The following is a 22,518-nucleotide window of genomic DNA, read 5'->3' on the forward strand; positions in this document are numbered from 1 at the left end:
CAGCGATGATGCCACGGGGATTCAGCGCACCGGAAGGTGGTATACCGATCGGTTTCCTCTTGCCTCTCGGCGAGGTAACCTCGCCGGTATGGCCACAACAGACAAGGCGTCCACCAGGGACCGACTCCTCGACGCGGCGTCCGAGCTGTTCTACCGCGAGGGCGTCTCCATCGGCGTCGAGGCGCTGTGCCGGACGGCCGGTGTCTCGAAGCGGTCCATGTACCAGCTCTTCGCGAGCAAGGACGAGGTCCTCGCGGCCAGCCTGGCCCGACAGCTGCCGGAGTACGAGACCCAGCTGGCGCCGGACTCCCAGGGTGCCGGCACCCCGCGCGAGCGGATCCTGCACGTCTTCGAGCGGCTGGAGAAGGCGTCCTCCGAGCCCGCCTACCAGGGCTGCCCCTATCTCGCCGCGCTGGTCGAGCTCAAGAATCCGCAGCACCCGGCGAGCACGGTCGCCCGCGGGGCGAAGGACTGGATGAAGGGCTACTTCCGTACCCAGGCCGAGGACGGCGGGGCCCGGGACGCGGAGCTGCTCGCCCGTCAGCTGATGCTGATCTTCGACGGGGCCAGCGCACGGTCCGGGGCCCGGGTCGAGACCCTGGACGGGCTGACCGTCGCGACGGTGACCACGCTGCTGGACGCGGCCGGCGTGACATGACGAGGCGGCCGCCGAAGCGGCCGCCCCTCGCACCCACCCGTCTCACGACGCCACCGCGACCGCCCCGACAGCCGCAGTGCGCAGCATCCGCCGGGCCGTGAGGAGGCCGGTCCCCAGTGTCACCGCCGCCGCGACGGCGACCACCGCGAGCCCGATGCCGTAGACCTCACCCGGCAGCATCTCGTCGGAGCGGACCACGGTGAACGGGATGATCCCCGCCAGCGCGGCCAGCGCGCCGAAGAAGACACCGGTGACCGTCAGGATCAGCCCCTCGACGCCCACCGTCCCGAGCACCTGTCCCGGCGTCGCCCCCGCGAGCCGCTGCTGCCCGAACTCCCGGGAGCGGTAACTCGTCGCCGCGTACAGCGAGTTGACCAGCATCACGCAGACGAAGACCACGATGATGCCGACGACCGTGAAGTTCAGCGTCTCCAGGGTCTTGTCGTCGATCGACTTGGTGATGCCCAGGGCCTCGACCGTGTCGCTCTCCACCGCCTGCATGGTGAGCGTGGCCGTCGCCACCGCCGTGAACAGGATCAGCGACATCAGGATCCCGGCCAGATGACCGGCCCGCTCCCGCAGATTCCGTACCGCCAGCCAGCCGCTCGCCCCGCTCAGCGGCAGCCGGTCCAGGACGGCCTCCAGCAGTCGCGGCGCCATCAGCGCGAAGCCCACCGACAGCAGGATCGCCCCGTAGGCGGGCGGCGCCATCAGGGCCGCGTCCGACGCCGAGAACGCGAAGGTGGAGGAGACCGACGCCGCCCCGGCGAGCAGCGCCGCGTAGGCGAGGAACTTCCGCGCCCCGCCCCGCTTCTCGTGCCCGCGCGTCGCCCGCCGTACGGCGAGGAAGGCGGCGCCGGCCGACGCGAGCAGCGTGATGTCGATGCCGGAGAGGAGCGCGATCGGGCCGAAGGAGTGCTCGACGGACCCGGCGACCTGACCGCTGTCCTGGAACAGCTCCAGCAGCGCCCGGCCGCCCAGCATCGCCGGACCGATCGCGAGCGCCGCGCCCACCAGGGCCACGACCACCGCCTCGCCCACGACCATCCGCTTCAGCTGCGCCGGAGTCGCCCCCGAACAGCGCAGCAGCTCCAACTCGGCCGCCCGCTGGCGGACGTTGACCGTCAGGGTCGAGGCGACCGCGAAGAAGACCAGCAGCGTGCCGTAGCCGCCGACGACGCCCGCCGCGGTGGACAGCGTCTCCGCGCTGGTCGGGTCGACGCCGTCCTGCGCCGCCGTGTCGTGCATCGAGTTGAACGTCATGATGATCGCCGCGCCCAGGAACGCGGACAGCAGCGTCGCGAGGAACCGCCCGGGGCGGTGCCGGATCGAGCGCAGGGCCAGCATGAACATCGCTCACACCCCCAGTGCCACGTCGTCGCCCAGGTGCGCGAGGCGCTCGGCCACCGCGTCCGGGGTCGGCGCGTCCATCCGTCCGGCCAGCCGGCCGTCCGCCAGGAACAGCACCGCGTCCGCGTAGGAGGCGGCGACCGGGTCATGGGTCACCATCACGACGGTCCGACCGTGCACCCGCACCGCCTGCTGGAGCAGCCGCAGCACATCGCGTGCGCTGCGCGTGTCCAGCGCCCCCGTCGGCTCGTCCGCGAAGATCACCCGGGGCTCGGTCACCAGCGCGCGGGCGATGGCCACACGCTGCCGCTGACCGCCTGACAGCTGGTCGGGGCGGTGCCCGAGCCGGTCACCGAGTCCGACGGAGGTCAGGATCTCCCTGGCCCGCCCACGGTCGACGCGCTGCCCGGCGAGCTTGAGCGGCAGGACCGTGTTCTGCGCGACCGTCAGCGTCTCCAGCAGGTTGTACTGCTGGAACACGAACCCGATCCGGCCCCGCCGGAACTTCGTCAGCTCCGCCTCTCCGCCCCCGGTCAGCTCGGTGCCGTCCACCCGCACGATGCCGCTGTCGGGCCGGTCGAGCCCGGCCGCGCAGTGCAGCAGCGTGCTCTTGCCGGAACCCGACGGCCCCATCACCGCCGTGAAGGTGCCGCGCCCCAGACCGAGCGTGATCCCGTCCAAGGCCGTCACTGCGTTGTCCTGCGAGCCGTAGGTCTTGGTGACCTTGACCAGCCGCAGCGCCTCGGCGGCGGGTCCCTTGTCGTGCGTGCGCCGCGAACCTGCGCGAAACATCGTCATCACTCTCCGTCCGGCACTCCCTGTGCCCTGCCGACGAAGCTACGGACGCGGCGACCGGACCACATTGGGCGCAGAACCCGTCTTCCCGGGTGTACTCAGCGACACCCCCGACGGGGGGCCGGCACCGGCGAGCGGCCGCGATGTCAGTGGTGGGCGGTACCTTCCGACGCATGGGGATCTATCTGGTGAGCGTGGGCGCACAGGAGTGGTTCGGCGAGGAGGAGGACGGCCGGGGGGACGTCGCCGCGGCGCTGAACGAGGAGTTGGGGCGGCGCGGGCTCGCGCCGTACACGAGCGTGCCCGAGGAGACGGAGTTCGCCCGGGGTTCCGGGACGGCCTTCGAGGAGAAACTCGTCCCGCCCATGGACGGCTTCGTGGCGCTGTGCCGGGCGCACCTGTCGAGGGCGGAGGAGGAGCTCCTCCTGGGCTGGACGGTGCTGGTGCCGGTGTCGCTCGACGAGGAGATCGAGCTGCCCGTCGAGTCCGCCTACGACCTGACGACCACCGTCGCCGGAGCCCCGCAGGTCCTCGCCCTCGCGCAGCGGCTGGCGGCGGCCGTGGAGCTGCCGTCCGACGAGATACCGGCGACGTCCCACAACCTGGAGCTGACCGGCTGGTTCCTGGACGGTCGGGCGAAGGGCACCGCGGCGGCCCGGCCGGGACGGTGGGGCGACGACCTCGACGCCGCCTTCTACGTGGCCGTGTATCTGCGCGCCGCCCAGCACTCGATACGACGCGGCTGCCCGATCGTCTACTCCTGACGGCGGGCGGAGGTCGCGGCTCCGTGAAATCGGTGACAGGACTGGTGCCTTGGGAGACTTCCCCGCAGGGGCCCGATGCCGGTACAGGTGTGACCATGACGGAAAACGGGGGCCGCCGCCAGGCGTGGTGGCGGGGAATGCGGGAGTCGGTCCAGGGGGCGGACACCGAGCTGTGGCCCGAGGGGCTGACGGAGGTCGTGCCGGACGGCCTCGACCGTGAGTACGGGCAGTTCGGCGATCTGTATCCGGAACAGCAGCTCCAGTTACAGCTGCTCTACGGCGCCTCGCAGCGCGCTTTCGAGCGCAGGACGCGCGTCTCGGCACGGATCACCGTGGTGCGGGTGCTCGGCAACGCCCTGAGCGACCAACGGCTGCGTGAGGCCAAGCCGAACGAGCATCTGACCGAGTATCTCGACCAGGAGATCGCCGACTTGCGGGGCCGGCTCGCGCAGGACAGCGCGACCGCCGTCAGCCGGGGTCTCAACTTCGGACTCGCCATGGGCTCGGCCGCCAGTCTGACACTCCTCCTCATGCCGCTGCTCTGGGGCGTCGACCTGCTCGGCGCCCTGGGCGTGACACTGAACTGCACCAACCGCTGGAGCCTGCTCGGCGCCTTCGTGTGCGGCGGCGTCGGCGCGTTCGGGGCCGTGCTCAGTGTGCTCGTACGGCTGCGGGGGAGCGCCGACCAGCTGGCGCGCCGGCAGACCAACGGCCGCGAGGGCATCGTGGTCCCCGGCCAGATGGCCCGCAGCATGCGCCATGAGGGCGTGTACCGGGTGTTCGTCGGCTGGATCCTCGCCCTCGCCGTCTACTTCCTGCTCAGCGGCGGCATCGTGACCGTCTTCGAACCGCCCGCCACCACGACCGAGATCTGCCCGGCGCCGGGTAACCCGGGATCGGCCGCCGCCGGCACCGAGTTCTGGGGCTTCTGGTGTGCCATCGGCTTCGTGGCGGGCTTCAACGAGCGGTGGGCCTTCGGCATCCTGAGTCGCGACTCCACCAGGCGGCCGGGCAAGAACTCCTGATTCCGATTTTGAACGGTTTCAATATCTGGCCCCAGTGGTTGGGGGCTTCTGTTGGAATCTGCACAGTTCTTGTCCTGATCGTGGCATGGACACTGACCACTTCTGCCACTAGCTTCAACCGTCGTTCGAGCTGAATCGTTCCAACTCCGAACCGAACCCAGCCGAAGGGACAACGGCATGAACGACGGAGTCGACAGCACGAAGGGCAAAGGGGTGCGCCGGCGGACCGTGCTCACCACGGCACTCGGCGCCGCGCCGCTCGCGGTGGCGGGCGGCATCATCACCGGCGGCCCCGCAGCGGCCGCCGCACCGACCTCGCCGCGCACCGCAGTCGAGGGCCTGACGGTCGAGCACCGTACGAACCCCCTCGGCGTGGACGCCGAACACCCCAGATTCGGCTGGCGCATGGCGTCCACGGTGCGCGGCCGCCGACAGTCGGCGTACCGGATCCTGGTGGCCACGGCGCCCGACCGCCTGACCCCCTCCCGCGCGGACGTCTGGGACAGCGGCCGTGTCACCTCACCGACTTCGATCGCCGTACGCTACGGCGGCCCCGCCCTGCGCCCGTCCACCCGCTACCACTGGACGGTCACGGTCTGGGACGAGACCGGCCGCGCCGCCCCCGCCGCCCCGACCGCACGCTTCGAGACCGGCCTGCTCGCCGCCGACGGCGTCACCGGCTGGGACGGCGCCCGGTGGATCACCATGGCGGGCAAGCGGCCCCACACCCCCGGCGCCCCGCTCCTGCGCCGACAGGCCCGACTGACGGGACGTCAAGTAAGCGCCGCCAGGCTCTACATCACCGCCCTCGGCCTGTACGAGGCGCACATCAACGGCCATCGGGTCGCCGTACCGCAGGGCGACGGCACCACCCACGAGCTCCTGACCCCTGGCTGGACCAACTACGACAGCACCGTCAACTACTTCACCTACGACGTCACGGACCTGGTCGCGGGCAAGGCGCACCAAGGCCAGGTCACCCTCGCCGCCGTGCTCGGCAACGGCTGGTACAACGGCCGTGTCTCCGAGAACAGCGCCTACTACTCGACCGACGGCAACCCGCTGGCCCTCAAGGCCAAGCTCCTGATCCGGTACACGGACGGATCCGAGCAGAGCATCGTCACCGCGCCCGGCGACGACTGGAAGGCCACCGACACCGGCCCCTACCGTGCCGACGACATCTACGACGGCCAGACCTACGACGCCCGCGAGGAACTCCCGGGCTGGACGGCCAACGGCTTCGACGCCTCCGGCTGGGCGGGCGTGACCGAGCACGACCACGCCACCAGGTTCCCCGACGCGAAGCTGGTCGCCTACCCCGGTGAGAGCGCCCGTCTGATGCCCCCATGGGATCGCCGGCCGCACTCCATCACCTTCTACACGGGCGTGTCCGGCCAGGGCGACAGCCCCAACGGCAAGGGCCGCATCGTCGTCGACCCCGCCCGTACCGTCACCGACCCGGCCACCGCCGCCGGTGCGGCCGTGACCCTGCGTCCCGGCGACACCGCCGTGATCGACCTCGGCCAGAACATGGTCGGCGTGCCCCGCTACACCCTGCGCGGCCCGGCGGGCGCACAAGTCACCCTCAAACCCGGCGAGATGCTCAACGACGACAGCGAGGGCGCCGACGGCCCCGTCGGCTCGGTCTACCGCGCCAACCTCCGCTCCGCCAAGGCGACCAGCACGTACATCCTCAAGGGCGACCCCGACGGCGAGACCCACGAGGACTCGCTGACCTTCTACGGCTTCCGTCATGTCTCCGTCACCGCGACGGACACGGTCACCCTCACCCGCTTCACGGGTCGGGTCGCGACCTCCGCCCTCCGAGAGATCGGCACGATCACGACCGACGACACCGACGTCAACCAGCTGATCAGCAACGTCCGTTGGGGCCAGCGCGGCAACTATCTCTGGGTGCCCACCGACTGCCCCCAGCGCGACGAACGCCTCGGCTGGACCGGCGACACCCAGCTCTTCTCCCACACCGGCCTCTACAACGCCGACGCGGTCAACTTCCTCAGCCACTTCGAGGACATCCTGATCGACTCGCAGCGCACCTACGGCCTGGACGGCGCCCAGTTCACCGCGGTCGCGCCCGGCAACCGCTACAACGCGGCCGCCCCCGCCAGCGGCTGGGCGGACTGCGGGGTCGTCGTCCCGTGGACGGTGTGGCAGATGTCCGGCGACACCACGGTGGTCGACCGCAGCTGGACGGCCATGACGAGGTACATGGACTGGATCCGGGCGCGCACCGGCGACACCTATGCCGGACAGGGCGCGATCTTCGGCGACTGGCTGGCCTTCCAGGACACCAGCACCCAGCTCATCAGCGACATCTACTACGGCTACAGCGCCCGGCTGATGGCCGACATGGCCCGCGCCACCGGCCGCACCGCCGAGACCCGCGCCTACGACGACCTCTTCGCCCACATCAAGCGGGCGTTCATCACCAAGTACCTGACCACCGACTCGGCCGGCCGGGTGACGGTCCGCTCCAGCCTCGGTGACGCACCGCCGACGGGCGGCAGGACGGAGGACAACAGCCAGACCGCCCTGCTGTGGGTCCTCAAACTCGGGTTCCACGACACCGAGGCCCAGCGACGCGGGCTGGTCGCGCTCCTCGCCGACAACATCGGCAACGACGAGGCCTACAAGGAGGCCCACCCCGACAGCACCCGCGTGAAGTACGCCGAGAACACCCTCTCCGTCGGCTTCCTCGGCGTGAACGTCCTCGCGCCGGTGCTCACCGACGAGGGCCGCGTCGACCTGGCGTACCGGCTGCTGCACCAGGACTCCATGCCGTCCTGGCTGTACTCGGTGCGGAACGGCGCCACCACCATCTGGGAGCGCTGGAACTCGTACTCGAAGGAGGACGGCTTCGGCCCGGTCGACATGAACTCGTTCAACCACTACTCCTACGGCGCGATCATGGAGTGGATGTACGAGAGCATGGCCGGCATCGCCAAGGACCCGGCCCACCCGGGCTTCCGGCACTTCTTCCTACGGCCCCATCTCGACCCGACCGGCAAGGTCACACGGGTCACCGGCGCCCACCTCTCGCCCTACGGCGAGATCGTCAGCGAGTGGCACAAGGACGACCGGTCGCTGACCTACCGGGCCGAGGTACCCGCGAACAGCACCGCGACGCTGCGCATCCCCACCACCGACCCGTCCACCGTCCGCGAGGGCCGCACCCCCCTGGCCGAGGCCGACGGCGTCGAGTACCTGGGCTTCGCGGACGGCGTCGCCTCCTACCGGCTGCCGTCCGGCCGCTACGCGCTGACGTCCGCGCTCGCCCGACCCTCGCCCACCAGCACCACCTCCAGGGTGCGCGGACCGTGCACCCCTTCGACCCGGTCCAGCTCGATGTCGCTGGTCGCCGAAGGACCGGAGATCCACGTCATCGGGCGGACCGGGTCGAGGCGTTCGAGGGCCTGCGGGACGGACGACACGACCTGCTCGGGAACCCGTACGACACAGATGTGGTGGTCGGGGACGAGCGTGATGCGGCGCCGGCCCTGGTCGGGGGAGCCGTCCAGGACGATGGTGCCGGTCTCGGCGACGGCCACGGCGCACGCCGTGACCACGCTCTCGACTTTGTCGAGTTCGTGCGGCGTGCTGACGGCGCGATCGTGGACGCGGGTGGGATCGGCGGCCGACATCCACTCCGGCGGGAGCCCCGGGGGCACGAGCACGTATTGGGATCCGCGCGCGGCGAGCAACCGCATGATGAGATACGGCAGTTCCCCGGGGTCGGTACGGTGCACGATCGCCCGATAGTCCGCCAGGTTCTCGGCCAGCAGATCGACGGTCTCGGCGACACTCCGCTCCCCGTGCTCCCGCAGATAGTCGCGCGCAACCGCCTGCTCGTACTGGGGGTCCCTCCCAGGCCTTTCAGGCACTGGGGGAGTGTCGTCCTGGGTCACGTCGGTCAGTGCGCGCCGCACCCGGCCCAGGATCCGTTCCTTGCTGCTCACTTGGCGCCGTCCTTCCCGCCGTTGGTCCGCTGCCACCAGTCCCGGAACGGCTCCGCAGGCACCGCCGGAAGATCCCGCGTCCCGCTCCACGCCTTGCCCGGTCCGGGCAGTGAGCGCGGATGCAGACGGCGGGTGCGCGAGGCGAGCCGCTGGCCCGTCCGCAGGGCGCCCGGGTGGCTGAACGCCCAGCGCGCCGCCCGCATCGCGGCCCGCTCGGCGGCATGCCCCTTGGCCGGCTTCAGCACCACCTTGTTGCCCTTCGCCGTCACCTCACCGCCCTCGACGACCCGCTCCCGCAGATGCACCAGCACCTCGGGGATGTCGATGGCGACCGGACACACCTCGTAGCAGGCGCCGCACAGCGACGACGCATACGGCAGCGAGGCGTCGATCTCGCTTCCCACACCCCGCAGTTGAGGACTGAGGATGGCGCCGATCGGACCCGGATAGACCGAGCCGTAGGCGTGCCCGCCCGCCCGCTCGTACACGGGGCACACATTCAGACACGCCGAGCAGCGGATGCAGCGCAGGGCCTGGCGGCCGACCTCGTCGGCGAGCGTGTCGGTGCGGCCGTTGTCGAGGAGGACCAGATGGAAGTCGCGCGGTCCGTCACCGTCGGTCGTACCGGTCCACATGGTCGTGTACGGGTTCATGCGCTCGGCGGTGGAGGAGCGGGGGAGGGTCTGCAGGAACACCTCCAGGTCCCGCCAGGTCGGCAGGATCTTCTCGATGCCGACGACCGAGATCAGCGTCTCGGGCAGCGTCAGGCACATCCGCCCGTTGCCCTCGGACTCCACGACGACCAGCGTGCCGGTCTCGGCGACCATGAAGTTGGCGCCGGAGATGCCGACCTTGGCGCGCAGGAACTTCTCGCGCAGGTGGAGGCGCGCCGCCTCGGCGAGTTCGGCAGGGGTGTCGGTCAGGCCCTCGGGAGCCGGACGGCCCCACTCGCTCATCTCCTTGCGGAAGATGTCCCGGATCTCACCCCGGTTGCGGTGGATCGCCGGGACGAGGATGTGGGACGGCCGGTCCTTGCCCAACTGCACGATCAGCTCGGCGAGATCGGTCTCGTAGGCACGGATGCCCTCCGCCTCCAGAGCCTCGTTCAGCTCGATCTCCTGCGTGGCCATCGACTTGACCTTGACGACCTCCGACTCACCGGTCGCCTTGACCAGATCGGCCACGATCCGGTTCGCCTCGTCGGCGTCGGCGGCCCAGTGAACCGTGCCGCCCGCCGCCGTCACCGACTCCTCCAACTGCACGAGATACCGGTCGAGATGGCGCAGCGTGTGGTCCTTGATCCGCTTGCCCGCCTCGCGCAGCGCCGCCCAGTCGGAGACCTCCGCGACGGCCTTCGCCCGCTTGGCGCGGATGGTGTGCGTGGCGTGGCGCAGATTGCCGCGCAGGGTCGCGTCGTGCACGGCCTCGTGCGCGGCCTTCGGAAAGGCCGGCATCCCCAGATACGTCCCGCTCATACGGCCGGCTCCTCCTCCGTGCTCGCCAGGATCTCCGCGATGTGCACCGGCCGCATGCCCGTCCGCAGCCGGGCCATGGTCCCGCCGATGTGCATGAGACAGGAGTTGTCGGCCGCGCACAGCACCTGCGCGCCCGTCGACTCGGCGTTGCGCACCTTGTCGGCGCCCATCGCCGCCGAGACATCGGCGTTCTTCAGCGCGAACGTGCCGCCGAAGCCGCAACACTCGTCCGCCCCCGGCAACTCGGCCAGCTCCAGCCCCTTGACGGCCTGAAGAAGCCGCCGGGGCCGGTCGGCCAGCCCCAGCCCGCGCAGCCCGTGACAAGTCGGGTGGTACGTCACCCGGTGCGGGTAGTAGGCGCCCACGTCCGTCACCCCCAGCACGTCCACCAGGAACTCCGTCAGCTCGTACGTCTTCGGCACCACCGGCGCCAGCGTCGCCGCGAGCGTGTCTCCGCGCCCCTCGGCCCGGGCCCGCTCGCCCATCCGCGGATACAGCTCCCGCACCATCGCCCCGCACGACCCGGACGGCGTGACGATCGCCTCGTACTCCCCGAAGACATCGGAGAAATGCCGGGCCAGCGGCTCGGCCTCATGTCGGTATCCGGTGTTGTAGTGCGCCTGCCCGCAGCAGGTCTGCGCCATCGGGAAGTCGACGTCGACGCCCAGCCTGGTCAGCAGTTTCACCACGGCGCGCCCGGTGTCCGGATAGAGCGTGTCGTTGACACAGGTCAGGAACAGGGCGACACGCATCGCGGCTCCTTGTGATCGATCATCCGATGAGTGCAGGGTAATGCGGCAGCGCGGCCTGGGGGAGACCTCTTCACCGTCGGGCGAGTTCACCGTCGGGCGAGCCGGGCCTCCGCCTCGCGCCAGCGCGCCCCGTCCCCGGACGGCTCGTACCGGACCAAGGGCTGCGTACGGGAGAGCAGGCGCCGCCCGTCGGTGAGGTCGCCGACCAGACCGTGGGCCCGCGCCTGGACGAGGACGTTCCCGAGGGCCGCGGCCTCGGCCGGACCGGCCACCACCGGCAGCCCGCAGGCGTCGGCGGTGAGCTGACACAGCAGGGCGTTGCGCGTGCCGCCGCCGACGACGTGCACGACGTCCACGGGGTGGTCGGCGAGCCGCTGCGCCTCGGTGACCGCCCGGCGATGGGCGAGGGCGAGCGAGTCGAGGATGCACCGCGTGATCTCGGCGGGCGAGACGGGCACCGGCTGCCCCGACGCCCGGCACGCCTCGGCGATCCGCTCCGGCATCCGCCCGGGCGACAGGAACGCGGCGTCCCCCGCGTCCACGACCGACCGCAGCGCCGGCACCTTGCCTGCCGCCGGCAGCAGCGCGCCCAACTCCGGCTCGCCCCAGGCCCGTAGGCACTCCTGGAGCAGCCACAGCCCCATGATGTTCCGCAGATACCGGACCGTGCCGTCCAGCCCCAACTCATTGGTGAAGTTGGCGGCCCGGCTCTCCTCGGTGAGCACAGGGGCGCCCAGCTCCAGCCCCGCCAACGACCAGGTGCCCGTGCAGATGTACGCGAACCGCTCGCCCTCGGCCGGAACGGCGGCCACGGCGGAGGCGGTGTCGTGCGACCCGACCGCCGTCACCGGCACCGGCCCGGTGAGCCCGGTCTCCTCCAGCACCTCGTCACGCAACAGCCCCGCAGGATCGCCGGGTTGCCTGAGCGGCGCGAACAGGCCCAGGTCGATACCCAGCCGCGAGGCGATGTCGTACGACCAGTCGCGCGTGCCGGGATCGACGAGCTGGGTGGTGGAGGCGTTGGTGAGCTCGGTGCCCTGCTCGCCGGTGAGCCAGTACGTCAGCAGGTCCGGGATGAGCAAGAGGCGTTTGGCATAGGCCAGTTGGGAGGACTCACGGGCCGCGGCCAACTGGTACAAGGTGTTGAAGGGCGCGTACTGCAACCCGGTCGCGGCATACAGCTCCCGCGCCGGAACACTCGCCCACACCTTCTCCGCGACCCCCTCCGTCCGCGAGTCCCGGTAGTGCACGGGATTGCCCAGCAGCGCCCCGTCCGCGTCCAGCAGCCCGTAGTCCACGGCCCAGCTGTCGATCCCGACGGAGTCGACCTGCCCGGCCGCCCGCAGCCCGTCCAGCACCCCGGCGTAGAGACCGAGGACATCCCAGCGCAGCCCCTCGGGGACCCGCACGGGCCGGTTCGGGAACCGGTGTGCCTCGGCCAGTTCCAGGCTGTTGGGGCCGACGCGGCCGACCATGACACGTCCGCTGGACGCGCCGAGGTCGACCGCGGCATACGACTTCACGCCCGCGCTCACCGCAGGAAGGCGGCCGCGACGCCGGCGTCGACCGGGATGTGCAGCCCGGTGGTGTGCGTCAGGTCCCCGCCGGTCAGGGCGAAGACGGCGTTCGCGACATGCTCGGGCAGCACCTCCCGCTTGAGGATGGTCCGCCGGGCGTAGAACTCGCCGAGCTTCGCCTCCTCGACCCCGTACACGGCGGCGCGCTGGGCACCCCACCCACCGGCGAAGATGCCCGACCCGCGCACGACACCGTCCGGGTTGATCCCGTTGACACGGATGCCGTGCTCGCCCAGCTCGGCGGCCAGCAGCCGTACCTGATGGGCCTGGTCCGCCTTCGTGGCGCCGTACGCGATGTTGTTGGGCCCGGCGAACACGCCGTTCTTGGAGGCGATGTACACGATGTCACCGCCCACCCCCTGAGCGATCATCACCCGCGCCGCCTCCCTCGACACGAGGAAGGAACCGCGCGCCATGATGTCGTGCTGGAGGTCCCAGTCCCGGGCCGAAGTCTCCAGCAGCGGCTTGGAGATGGAGATGCCGGCGTTGTTGACGACGAGATCGACCCCGCCGAAGGCCAGCACGGCGGCCTTGAAAGCGTCGGCGATCTGCTCCTCGGACGTGACGTCCACCGTCACCGCGACGGCCTTGTCGGACCCGCCCAACTCCTCGGCGACGGCCCGGGCGTTCTCGGCGTTGAGGTCCGCGACCACGACGCACGCCCCCTCGACGACGAGCCGCTGCGCGATGGCCTTCCCGATCCCGCTGCCCGCGCCGGTCACCAGCGCGACCCGCGTCGCCAGCGGCCTGGGCAGCGGCATCCGCTGAAGCTTGGCCTCCTCAAGGGCCCAGTACTCGATGCGGAACTTCTCGGACTCCTCGATGGGCGCATAGGTCGATACGGCTTCGGCCCCGCGCATCACATTGATGGCGTTCACATAGAACTCACCGGCCACCCGGGCGGTCTGCTTGTCCTTGCCGAAGCTGAACATGCCGACACCCGGGACGAGCACGATCGCCGGGTCGGCGCCGCGCATCGCGGGGGAGTCGGGCAGGGCGTGCCGCTGGTAGTAGGCGGCGTACTCCTCGCGGTACTCGGCGTGCAGTTCCCCAAGCCGCGCGACGGCCTCCTCCAGCGGAGCGGTCGGCGGAAGATCCAGCACCAGCGGCCGCACCTTGGTCCGCACGAAGTGATCGGGACAGGAGGTACCGAGCGCGGCGAGCCGCGGATGCCCGGCCCGGGCCAGGAACTCCAGCACTACGTCGCAGTCGGTGAAATGTCCCACCTGAGCCTTGTCCTGCGAGGCGACGGCACGCGCATACGGCGCCAGCGCCGCGGCCCGCTCCCGCCGCTCGGCCTCGGGCAGTGCCTCGTACCCCTCGATGACGGGCCCGAAGGGCTCGGCCGTCCCCTTCTCCGCCAGGAACTTCTCGGCGGTCCGGATGATGTGCAGCGAGTTCCGCTCGCACTCCTCGGAGGTGGCGCCCCAGGCGGTGATCCCATGCCCACCGAGCACGCACCCGACGGCCTGCGGGTTGGCCTCCTTGACGGCCGCGATGTCGAGCCCGAGCTGGAACCCGGGCCGCCGCCACGGCACCCACACCACGGTGTCCCCGAAACACTCGGCGGTCAGCTTCTCGCCGTCAGCGGCGCAAGCGAGCGCGATGCCGGAGTCGGGATGCAGATGATCGACATGGGCGGCCTGCACGAGCCCGTGCATGGCGGTGTCGATGGACGGAGCGGCCCCGCCCTTGCCGTGCAGGCAGTAGTCGAAGGCGGCGACCATCTCGTCCTCACGATCGACGCCCGGGTACACATCGACGAGCGCCCGCATCCGATCCAGCCGCAGCACCGCCAGCCCGCCCTCGGTGAGCGTGCCGAGGTCGCCTCCGGACCCCTTGACCCACATCAGCTCGACATCACCGCCGGTGACGGGATCGGTGCCAATGCCCTTGGCGGAGGCGTTGCCCCCGGCGTAGTTGGTGTTCCGAGGATCAGCGCCGAGCCGATGGGACCGGGCGAGGAGGGCGGCGGCTTCGGAATGGGTTGCCATGAACTTCAGTCCTTATTGGATGAGGGTGAGGGCAGCGCCCCGATAGGGGCGCGGGGCTGTATCAATTTGCGGCTCCGCCGCGATGGGGGTCCCCCCTGTTCGAGCGAAGTCGAGAAACTTGGGGGAGCGACGAGCCACAACGGACCCGCAGACCGAGACGAAAGACAACCCGGCAGACGCCTACGCCCCCCACCCGGCCTGCTGCCCACCCACCCGCTCGGCCACGATCCTCTCGGCCCACCCGGAACGGCCATACGCACCCATGGGATCCGCATCGAGCCCCATCTCTTCCCGAACCTCGGCCAGCAACGGCCGCACATCCGTGTTGTAGGCATCCATGAGCACGGCATTGGCGCCCAGCACGTCGCCGCCGGCCTGCGCCGCAGCCAACGCCTCCCGGTCGACCAGCAGCGCTTTCCCCGTGGCCTCCTGCACATTCATCACCGACCGGATGATCGCCGGAATCTTCGCCTCGATGTTGTGGCACTGATCGAGCATGAACGCCACGTCGGACGTGAACCCACCCCCGCGCACGACCTCGTACATGATCCGGAACAGCTGGAAGGGATCGGCGGCCCCCACCATGAGGTCGTCGTCCGCGTAGAACCGCGAGTTGAAGTCGAACCCGCCGAGCTTCCCCTCCCGCAGCAGCGTCGCGACGATGAACTCGATGTTGGTCCCGGGCGCGTGATGCCCGGTGTCGACCACGACCTGCGCCTTGGGTCCGAGCTTCAGACAGTGCGCATACGCCGTGCCCCAGTCCGGCACATCGGTGGTGTAGAAGGCCGGCTCGAAGAACTTGTACTCCAGCAGCATCCGCTGCCCGTCCCCGAGCCGCTCGTACACCTCGGCCAGCCCCTCGGCCAGCCTGTCCTGCCGAGCCCTGATGTCGTCCTGCCCGGGGTAATTGGTCCCGTCCGCGAACCACAGCTTCAGATCGGTGGAGCCGGTCGCGTCCATGATGTCGACGCACTCCAGCAGATGATCAAGAGCCTTCCGCCGCACCACAGCGTCCGGATGGCAGATGCTGCCCAGCTTGTAGTCGTCGTCCTGGAAGGTGTTGGAGTTGATCGCCCCCAGCTTCACGCCACGCTCCTCGGCGTGTTTCGCCAGCGCCCCGTAGTCGTCGACCTTGTCCCACGGGATGTGCAGCGCGACGGTCGGGGCCACGCCGGTGAACGCGTGCACCTGAGCGGCATCGTCCAACTTCTCCCGCGGCGTACGCGGAACACCCTGTTGCGCGAACACCTTGAACCGCGTCCCCGAGTTCCCGTACGCCCACGACGGCGTTTCGACGGCCTGGGTCTTGAGTGCGGCCTTCACCGCGGCGATCTCGGTCACTTCAGGGCTCCTGTGACGTCGGGACGGACGTGTTGGACGGTGGACCTCTGAAACGCTTCACTGTGAAACGATTCAAGACGGGAACGTATGGGCCCCCCGAAGGGGTGTCAAGCCCCGTGACCAAGGCTGTTTCATGTGGCTCGGCCGCGACCTCAGTTCATCGAAACTTTTTCGACACGGACCCATTGACGCGACATGCGCTCCGTGTCTAACGTCCCGGCAACCAAGTTGAAACCTTTCACGACGCCGGGAGGCCCGGCCCGCCGGCGTCGTCGAGGAGCCCTCATGACCCACCCGTCCACCACGGGTCCGGCCCCGGTTCTGGCGCTCAGGGACGTCTCCAAGTCCTTCGGAGCCGTCCGCGCCCTGCGGGACGTCTCCCTGGAGTTGTTCCCCGGGGAGGTGCACGCCCTCGCCGGGGAGAACGGCGCGGGCAAGTCGACCCTCATCAAGGCGCTCGCCGGAGTGCACCGGCCCGACGCGGGCCAGGTGCTGCTCGACGGCGCACCCGTCGTCTTCCACGGCCCCGGCGACGCCCGCGACGCCGGTATCGCCGTGATCTACCAGGAGCCGACCCTCTTCCCCGACCTGTCGATCGCCGAGAACATCTTCATGGGCCGCCGGCCGCGCCGCGCCCTCGGCCGCATCGACCACAAGGCCACGCACACCGCGACCCTGGCCCTGATGACGCGGCTCGGCGTGGAGTTGGACCCCGACCGCCCCGCGCGCGGCCTGTCCATCGCCGACCAGCAGATCGTCGAGATCGCCAAGGCACTCTCCTTCGACGCCCGCGTCCTGATCATGGACGAGCCGACCGCCGCCCTCACCGGCAGCGAGGTCGCCCGCCTCTTCGGCGTCGTGCGCACCCTGCGCGAACAGGGCGCCGCCGTCCTGTTCATCTCCCACCGGCTGGAGGAGATCTTCCAGATCTGCGAGCGGGTGACGACCCTGCGGGACGGCGCGTGGATCGCCAGCGAGCCACTGGACGGGATGACCGAGGACGACCTCGTACGCCGCATGGTCGGCCGCGACCTCGACGACCTGTACCCCAAGCAGGACGTCAAGCCGGGCGAAGTCGCCCTGAGCGTGCGCCGGTTGACCCGCGAGGGCGTCTTCACCGACGTCTCCTTCGACGTGCGGCGCGGAGAGATCGTCGGGCTGGCGGGGCTGGTCGGTGCGGGCCGCACGGAGGTCGCCCGAGCCGTGTTCGGCATCGACCGCTGGGACGCCGGTGAGGTCCGCGTCGACGGCAAGTCCCTGACCAACGGTGCCCCCTCCACCGCCATGGCCTCCGGCCTCGCCCTCGTCCCCGAGGACCGGCGCGCGCAGGGCCTGGTGATGGACATGTCCATCGAGCGCAACATCGGCCTCACCGGACTGCGTACGACCGTCAGGGCGGGGTTCATGGACCGCGCCGCCGAACGCAGCCGCTCCCTCGACTGGGCCGTCAAGCTCCAGGTCAAGTACGCCCGCATCGCCGACACGGTCAACACCCTGTCCGGCGGCAACCAGCAGAAGGTGGTCCTCGCCAAGTGGCTGGCCACCGGCCCCAAGGTGCTGATCGTCGACGAGCCCACCCGGGGCATCGACGTCGGCACCAAGGCCGAAGTGCACCGGCTGCTCAGCGAGTTGGCCGCCGACGGGGTGGCCGTCCTGATGATCTCCTCCGACCTGCCCGAGATCCTCGGCATGGCCGACCGCGTGCTCGTGATGCACGAGGGCCGCCTCACCGCCGAGATCCCGCGCTCCGAAGCCACCGAGGAAACCGTGATGGCCGCAGCCACCGGGAGGGCCGCCGCATGACGGTGATCACTCCCAAAGAGGCTCCCGTGACCGACGTACCCAAGTCCAGCGGCACCCGCCTCGTCGACCGCGTCTTCAAGATGCGCGAACTCGCCATCCTGGCCGTCTTCGTGGTGATGATCGTCGTCACCCAGCTGGGCAACAGCGAGTTCCTCACCGAGCAGGGCATCAAGGACCTGCTGCTGAACGCGACGATCCTCGTCCTGGTCGCCACGGGCCAGTCCCTGGTGGTGATCACGAGGAACGTCGACCTGTCGGTCGGCTCCACGCTCGGCATCAGCGCCTTCGCCGCCGGCACGTTCCTCCAGGGCGGCGGAAACCCGGTCCTGGCCGTGCTCCTGGCGGTCCTGATGGGTATCGGCTTCGGTCTGCTGAACGGCCTGCTCGTCAGCCTCGGCCAGGTGCCGGCGCTCGTCGTCACCCTCGGCACGCTCTACATCATCCGCGGCATCGACTCCATCTGGGTCGGCTCCCGCCAGATCACGGCCGCCGACCTTCCGGACGGCTTCGTCGACTTCGGCTCCAGCGGCATCTCCGCCGTGCCGTGGCTGGCGCTGATCGCCCTCGCCGTGCTGGTCGCCACCGCGTACTACCTGAAGCACTTCGGCAGCGGCCGCGAGCTGTACGCCCTCGGCTCCAACCCGGAGGCCGCCCGCCTCGCCGGCATCCCGGTCCGCAAGCGGATCCTCGCCGCGTACACCTTCTGCGGCGCCCTCGCCGGTCTCGCGGGCGCGCTGTACCTGGCCCGGTTCGGCAACGTCGACTCCGGCACCGGCAACGGCTACGAACTCACCGTCGTCAGCGCGGTCGTGGTCGGCGGCGTCGTCTTCACCGGCGGCTCCGGCAGCGTCTACGGAGCCGCCCTCGGCGCGCTGCTGCTGACCTCCATCAACAGCGTGCTGCCCGCCCTCGGCGTCAGCTCCGTCTGGGTGCTCGCCATCAACGGCATCCTGCTCATCCTCGCCATCGCCGTGGACCGTGTGGTCGCGCTGCGGGTGGGCTCCGCCCTCAAGAAGAGGAACGCCCGTCATGCCTGACTCGCTGATTCGTGCGGTCCGCTGGGACACAGTTGTCGGCGCCCTCCTCATCGTCGTACTGCTGCTGTCCTTCGGCTTCGTCGACGGCTTCGGCAACGCCCTCAATCTGTCCTTCCTGATCGGCAACACGCTGCCCATCGCGCTGATCGCCCTGCCGATGACCCTGCTGGTCGTCTCGGGGGAGATCGACCTGTCGGTCGCGTCCACGGCCGGGCTGTCGGGGGCCGTGATGGGCGCGCTGTGGAACCAGGGGATGACGATCGAGACGATCATTCCGCTGTGCCTGCTGCTCGGGGCTGTGTGCGGGCTCATCAACGGGTTGCTCGTCACGCGGCTGGGGTTGCCGTCCCTCGCCGTCACCATCGGCACGCTTGCCGCGTACCGGGGGATCGCTCAGATCGTGCTCGGGTCGGATGCGGTGACCGACTTTCCGACGCTGTACCTGGACTTCGCGGCCGGGCGGATCGGCGACACGTTCATTCCGTACGCGTTCCTTCCCTTCCTCGTGCTGCTCTCCATCGCGGTGGTCGTCCTGCACGCGATGCCGTTCGGGCGGTCGGTCTTCGCTACCGGGGCGAGCGAGGAGGCCGCGCGGTTTGCCGGGATCCGGGTCAAGCGGCAGAAGTTGATTCTGTTCACGGTGACGGGGCTGATGGCTTCGCTCACCGGGATCTTCTGGGCTCTGCATTACGCGAGCGCTCGCTATGACAACGCCACCGGGCTCGAACTCTCCGTTGTCGCTGCCGTGTTGCTCGGCGGGATCGACTTCGACGGGGGGAAGGGGACGTTGGGTGGCGCGGTTGCGGGTGTCTTCCTGCTCGGTGCGCTGCAGAACGTGATGAGCCTCCAGGACGTTTCTGCCCAGTCGCAGATCGTTGTCACGGGTGTTTTGCTCGTGCTTTCTGTCCTCGGGCCGAGGGTGGCGCGGCAAATCGCCGTTGTGCGGGCTCAATCGTCCGGCTAAAGGCCGTAGGTGGTTGATCGCGCAGTTCCCCGCGCCCCTAACAGCATCCACTCACCTCCGTCAGAAGGAACCGTCATGCGTAAGTCATCCCTCCGGCGTGTCTCTGTGACCCTCGCCGCCGTCACCTCCCTCGCTCTCGCGGCCACCGCCTGCGGCGGTACCACCAAGGAGGACGTCAAGAACGACGACGCCTCCGCCGCCACCGCCGGCAAGGCCGACCCGAACGCCGAGTTGAAGAAGGGCCTGACCGTCGGGTTCCTGCCCAAGCAGGTCAACAACCCCTACTTCACCTCCGCCGACAAGGGCGGCGAGACGGCGCTGAAGGAGCTGGGCTCCAGCTACAAGGAGGTCGGGCCGAGCAGCGCCACCGACACCGCCGGGCAGGTCAGCTACGTCAACACGCTGACTCAGCAGCAGGTCGACGCGATGGCCGTGTCCGCGCAGGACCCGGGCGCCCTGTGCACCGCGCTCAAGCAGGCCATGAAGAACGACATCAAGGTCGTCACCTACGACTCCGACACCACCGCCGACTGCCGCAACGCCTTCGTCTCACAGGCCTCCGCCGAGGACCTCGGCCGCACCGAGGTGCAGCTGCTCGCCGAACAGATCGGCTACAAGGGCGAGATCGCGATCCTGTCCGCCGCGCAGACCGCGACGAACCAGAACACCTGGATCGACTTCATGAAGGACGAGCTCAAGGACCCCAAGTACAAGGGCATGAAGCTCGTCAAGATCGCCTACGGCAACGACGACGCCCAGGCGTCCTTCCAGCAGACCCAGGGCCTGCTCCAGGAGTACCCGAACCTGAAGGGGATCATCTCCCCGACCACCGTCGGCATCAAGGCCGCCGCCCAGTACCTGTCCGGCTCCAAGTACAAGGGCAAGGTCAAGCTGACCGGCCTCGGCACCCCCAACGACATGCGCAAGTACGTCAAGAACGGCACCGTCGAGGCGTTCGAGCTGTGGGACCCGGCGAAGCTCGGTGACCTCGCCGCGCGTACCGCCGTCGCGCTGGTCTCCGGCCAGATCACCGGCAAGGAGGGCGAGACCTTCAAGGCCGGCGAGACCACGTACACCATCGGCAAGGACGGCGTGATCAGCCTCGGCAAGCCGACCGTGTTCGACGCCAAGAACATCGACCAGTTCAACTTCTAGGCCGTTCGACTTCCAGGATCAGGAGGGCTGTTGATGCAGCGGATGTGCTTCCTGCTGAAGGTCAGGGCGGACCGACTGGACGAGTACCGCGAGCGGCACGCGGCCGTGTGGCCGGAGATGCTCGCGGCGCTTTCCGCCACCGGCTGGCACAACTACTCGCTCTTCCTGCGGGAGGACGGCCTCCTGGTCGGCTACCTGGAGACCGAGGACTTCGCCGCCGCCGTGGCCGGGATGGAAGCCACCGATGTCAACGCCCGCTGGCAGGCGGAGATGGCGCCGTTCTTCGAGTCGCTGGACGGCGCCCGCCCCGACGAGGCCATGAAACCGCTCACCGAAGTGTTCCACCTCGCCTGACCACCCCCTCAGGAGCCGCATCGATGAAAAGACGTACGCTGCTGGGCGCCGCCCTCTCCGGAGCCGTCATGACCCCCGCCCTCGCCTCCGGCACGGCCCGCGCCGCAGACCCCGGCCCGTCCCTCACGCTGACCGGCACGACCACCCTCGACACGCAGGCCATCTTCTTCGTGTCGTACGACGGACTGGTCAACAACAACGCCTTCCAGAAGAACGGCCTGCTGACCTACAAGGGCTACCAGTACGCCGCCTGGTACACCGCTGACCGCAGTGCCGTCGTCGGCCGTCGCGCCCTGGGCGCCGGCACCTGGTCCACCGTCAAGGTCGGCCACACCCTGCGCTACGACGACTCCCACAACGTCATCTCCATGGGGGTCTCGAAGGTCGACGGCCGGCTCCACCTCAACATGGACTCGCACAGCGACGGCTTCACCTACGTCAAGTCGGTCGCCGGGCTGATGGACAACCCCGCCGCACTGAGCTGGACCGCGGGCCGCTTCGGTGCACCTCAGTCGACGATGGACGGTCTCGCGCTCACCTCGCAGTTCACGTACCCGCAGTTCATCTCCACCCCCGAGGGCAGGCTCCAGCTCAGCTACCGGGTCGCCGTCTCCGGCAACGGCCGCAACGCCCTCGCGGAGTACGACGGTTCGGCCTGGACCGACCTGGGGGAGTGGAGCAGCTCCACCGGCACCTACACCAGCGAGCACGGCTCCTCGACCGCCCGCAACATGTACCTGCACGGCATCGACTACGACCGGGGCGGGCGGCTGCACTCCTTCTTCACCTGGCGCGAGCAGAACGGCTCCGTGATGTGCTCCGGCGGCGGCATCACCAATCACGACACCGGCTACGTCTACTCCGACGACCGCGGCCGCACCTGGCGCAACAACGCCGGCACCGTCGTCGGCACGACCGGCGGCTCCGACAAGGTCGCCGTCACCGACAGCGGCCTGGTGATCGACGCACTCAACCCGGACCACTCCCTGATGAACCAGGAGAGCCAGTTCACCGACTCCGCCGGCCTGCCGCACGCGATCATCAGCTACGTCCCCGGCCGGTTCGGTCAGTGCACCACGAACTACGTTGCCGACCGCACCGCGAACGGCCGCGCCTTCCACGTCCGCAAGAACTCCTCGGGCACCTGGCAGAAGACCGAGCTCCCGGTCCCGCTGAACTCCAGCCAGCGCACCAAGCTGATCCTGGACAAGTACGACAACGCGTACGCGATCTTCCCCTTCTGCCGTATAGCCGGAGCCTCCAAGGCTTCCGGGTACTCGGACTGGGCGGTCCTCTACGACGGCGTCACGGCCGGGCTGAACGCCTTCGGCGAGGTCGTGATCGACGAGACCCGCGTGGGACAGGACAACTTCCTGTCGATCATGTACCAGGAGAAGTCCAGCGGTACGACGCCCTCGGCGCTGCGTAACCTCAACTTCCGCCTGCCTGCCTGATCGCAGCCGTTGTGGGCGGCTTGACGGTAATGTTCCTTCGCGC

The 22,518-nt window shown here is 69.7% G+C and carries 17 protein-coding genes and 1 pseudogene; 10 read left to right on the top strand and 8 right to left on the bottom strand.

What is annotated here, in order from left to right; translation table 11 throughout:
• Positions 1-88: 88 nt before the first annotated feature.
• Positions 89-658 (top strand): TetR/AcrR family transcriptional regulator, encoded by a 570-nt coding sequence (locus OG254_RS45615; RefSeq protein WP_405593654.1) that lies wholly within the window; start codon positions 89-91, stop codon positions 656-658.
• A gap of 42 nt (positions 659-700) precedes the next feature.
• Here OG254_RS45615 and OG254_RS45620 read toward each other — a convergent pair whose 3' ends face one another.
• Positions 701-2,011: an FtsX-like permease family protein gene (locus OG254_RS45620; RefSeq protein ID WP_405593655.1), complete on the bottom strand. Its 1,311-nt coding sequence runs from the start codon at positions 2,009-2,011 to the stop codon at positions 701-703.
• Between the two features lie 3 nt (positions 2,012-2,014).
• Positions 2,015-2,806 carry an ABC transporter ATP-binding protein gene (locus tag OG254_RS45625; RefSeq protein WP_405593656.1) on the bottom strand — a complete coding sequence of 264 codons (792 nt, stop codon included), beginning with the start codon at positions 2,804-2,806 and terminating at the stop codon, positions 2,015-2,017.
• 170 nt (positions 2,807-2,976) lie between these two features.
• Between OG254_RS45625 and OG254_RS45630 the strand changes: the two genes are divergently transcribed.
• From OG254_RS45630 to OG254_RS45640, 3 genes and pseudogenes are all read left to right on the top strand, one after another.
• Positions 2,977-3,567: a hypothetical protein gene (locus tag OG254_RS45630; protein ID WP_405593657.1), complete on the top strand. Its 591-nt coding sequence runs from the start codon at positions 2,977-2,979 to the stop codon at positions 3,565-3,567.
• A gap of 95 nt (positions 3,568-3,662) precedes the next feature.
• The gene (locus OG254_RS45635) at positions 3,663-4,592 is read left to right on the top strand and encodes a hypothetical protein (RefSeq protein WP_405593658.1); all 930 of its coding nucleotides are present in this window, start codon (positions 3,663-3,665) and stop codon (positions 4,590-4,592) included.
• A gap of 177 nt (positions 4,593-4,769) precedes the next feature.
• Positions 4,770-7,889 (top strand): annotated as a pseudogene (locus OG254_RS45640) (family 78 glycoside hydrolase catalytic domain); the annotation flags it as partial.
• Here OG254_RS45640 and OG254_RS45645 read toward each other — a convergent pair.
• From OG254_RS45645 to rhaI, 6 genes are all read right to left on the bottom strand, one after another.
• Positions 7,865-8,569, bottom strand: coding sequence for a lactate utilization protein C (locus OG254_RS45645; protein WP_405595591.1), 705 nt, complete (start codon positions 8,567-8,569; stop codon positions 7,865-7,867). The pseudogene OG254_RS45640 and the gene OG254_RS45645 overlap by 25 nt on opposite strands.
• On the bottom strand, positions 8,566-10,044 hold the full coding sequence (locus OG254_RS45650; protein ID WP_405593659.1) for a LutB/LldF family L-lactate oxidation iron-sulfur protein: 1,479 nt from the start codon (positions 10,042-10,044) through the stop codon (positions 8,566-8,568). Before OG254_RS45650 ends, OG254_RS45645 begins: the two co-directional genes overlap by 4 nt.
• Positions 10,041-10,796: a (Fe-S)-binding protein gene (locus tag OG254_RS45655; RefSeq protein WP_405593660.1), complete on the bottom strand. Its 756-nt coding sequence runs from the start codon at positions 10,794-10,796 to the stop codon at positions 10,041-10,043. The genes OG254_RS45650 and OG254_RS45655 overlap by 4 nt, the downstream gene beginning before the upstream one ends.
• Before the next feature lie 86 nt (positions 10,797-10,882).
• Positions 10,883-12,319 carry a rhamnulokinase family protein gene (locus OG254_RS45660; RefSeq protein WP_405593661.1) on the bottom strand — a complete coding sequence of 479 codons (1,437 nt, stop codon included), beginning with the start codon at positions 12,317-12,319 and terminating at the stop codon, positions 10,883-10,885.
• An 8-nt stretch (positions 12,320-12,327) separates the two neighbouring features.
• Positions 12,328-14,367, bottom strand: a complete 2,040-nt coding sequence (locus OG254_RS45665) for a bifunctional aldolase/short-chain dehydrogenase (RefSeq protein WP_405593662.1) — start codon at positions 14,365-14,367, stop codon at positions 12,328-12,330.
• A gap of 180 nt (positions 14,368-14,547) precedes the next feature.
• The gene (gene rhaI / locus OG254_RS45670) at positions 14,548-15,708 is read right to left on the bottom strand and encodes an L-rhamnose isomerase (RefSeq protein ID WP_405593663.1); all 1,161 of its coding nucleotides are present in this window, start codon (positions 15,706-15,708) and stop codon (positions 14,548-14,550) included.
• Positions 15,709-15,993: 285 nt separating this feature from the next.
• Here rhaI and OG254_RS45675 point away from each other — a divergent pair, with 285 nt between their 5' ends.
• The 6 genes from OG254_RS45675 to OG254_RS45700 all read left to right on the top strand — a co-directional run bounded on the left by OG254_RS45675 (position 15,994) and on the right by OG254_RS45700 (position 22,475).
• The gene (locus OG254_RS45675) at positions 15,994-17,511 is read left to right on the top strand and encodes a sugar ABC transporter ATP-binding protein (protein WP_405593664.1); all 1,518 of its coding nucleotides are present in this window, start codon (positions 15,994-15,996) and stop codon (positions 17,509-17,511) included.
• Positions 17,508-18,548 carry an ABC transporter permease gene (locus OG254_RS45680; RefSeq protein WP_405593665.1) on the top strand — a complete coding sequence of 347 codons (1,041 nt, stop codon included), beginning with the start codon at positions 17,508-17,510 and terminating at the stop codon, positions 18,546-18,548. Before OG254_RS45675 ends, OG254_RS45680 begins: the two co-directional genes overlap by 4 nt.
• A complete protein-coding gene (locus tag OG254_RS45685) occupies positions 18,541-19,512 on the top strand; it encodes an ABC transporter permease (protein ID WP_405593666.1) in 972 nt (323 codons plus the stop codon). Before OG254_RS45680 ends, OG254_RS45685 begins: the two co-directional genes overlap by 8 nt.
• A gap of 75 nt (positions 19,513-19,587) precedes the next feature.
• Positions 19,588-20,667, top strand: coding sequence for a rhamnose ABC transporter substrate-binding protein (rhaS, locus tag OG254_RS45690; RefSeq protein WP_405593667.1), 1,080 nt, complete (start codon positions 19,588-19,590; stop codon positions 20,665-20,667).
• A 33-nt stretch (positions 20,668-20,700) separates the two neighbouring features.
• Positions 20,701-21,021, top strand: coding sequence for an L-rhamnose mutarotase (locus tag OG254_RS45695; protein WP_405593668.1), 321 nt, complete (start codon positions 20,701-20,703; stop codon positions 21,019-21,021).
• Between the two features lie 23 nt (positions 21,022-21,044).
• Positions 21,045-22,475: a BNR repeat-containing protein gene (locus OG254_RS45700; protein ID WP_405593670.1), complete on the top strand. Its 1,431-nt coding sequence runs from the start codon at positions 21,045-21,047 to the stop codon at positions 22,473-22,475.
• Positions 22,476-22,518: the final 43 nt, after the last annotated feature.

The sequence above is a fragment of the Streptomyces sp. NBC_01092 genome (assembly GCF_045039535.1).
Lineage (GTDB): Bacteria > Actinomycetota > Actinomycetes > Streptomycetales > Streptomycetaceae > Streptomyces.

What these genes read in the sequence shown, in the direction of transcription:
- OG254_RS45680 (WP_405593665.1), top strand. Translation starts at nt 17,508, where the DNA reads ATGACGGTGATCACTCCCAAAGAGGCTCCCGTGACCGACGTACCCAAG.
- OG254_RS45635 (WP_405593658.1), top strand. Translation starts at nt 3,663, where the DNA reads ATGACGGAAAACGGGGGCCGCCGCCAGGCGTGGTGGCGGGGAATGCGG.
- OG254_RS45665 (WP_405593662.1), bottom strand. Translation starts at nt 14,367, where the DNA reads ATGGCAACCCATTCCGAAGCCGCCGCCCTCCTCGCCCGGTCCCATCGG.
- OG254_RS45655 (WP_405593660.1), bottom strand. Translation starts at nt 10,796, where the DNA reads ATGCGTGTCGCCCTGTTCCTGACCTGTGTCAACGACACGCTCTATCCG.
- OG254_RS45695 (WP_405593668.1), top strand. Translation starts at nt 20,701, where the DNA reads ATGCAGCGGATGTGCTTCCTGCTGAAGGTCAGGGCGGACCGACTGGAC.
- rhaS (WP_405593667.1), top strand. Translation starts at nt 19,588, where the DNA reads ATGCGTAAGTCATCCCTCCGGCGTGTCTCTGTGACCCTCGCCGCCGTC.
- OG254_RS45675 (WP_405593664.1), top strand. Translation starts at nt 15,994, where the DNA reads ATGACCCACCCGTCCACCACGGGTCCGGCCCCGGTTCTGGCGCTCAGG.
- OG254_RS45615 (WP_405593654.1), top strand. Translation starts at nt 89, where the DNA reads ATGGCCACAACAGACAAGGCGTCCACCAGGGACCGACTCCTCGACGCG.
- OG254_RS45650 (WP_405593659.1), bottom strand. Translation starts at nt 10,044, where the DNA reads ATGAGCGGGACGTATCTGGGGATGCCGGCCTTTCCGAAGGCCGCGCAC.
- OG254_RS45620 (WP_405593655.1), bottom strand. Translation starts at nt 2,011, where the DNA reads ATGTTCATGCTGGCCCTGCGCTCGATCCGGCACCGCCCCGGGCGGTTC.
- OG254_RS45630 (WP_405593657.1), top strand. Translation starts at nt 2,977, where the DNA reads ATGGGGATCTATCTGGTGAGCGTGGGCGCACAGGAGTGGTTCGGCGAG.
- OG254_RS45685 (WP_405593666.1), top strand. Translation starts at nt 18,541, where the DNA reads ATGCCTGACTCGCTGATTCGTGCGGTCCGCTGGGACACAGTTGTCGGC.
- OG254_RS45700 (WP_405593670.1), top strand. Translation starts at nt 21,045, where the DNA reads ATGAAAAGACGTACGCTGCTGGGCGCCGCCCTCTCCGGAGCCGTCATG.
- OG254_RS45625 (WP_405593656.1), bottom strand. Translation starts at nt 2,806, where the DNA reads ATGACGATGTTTCGCGCAGGTTCGCGGCGCACGCACGACAAGGGACCC.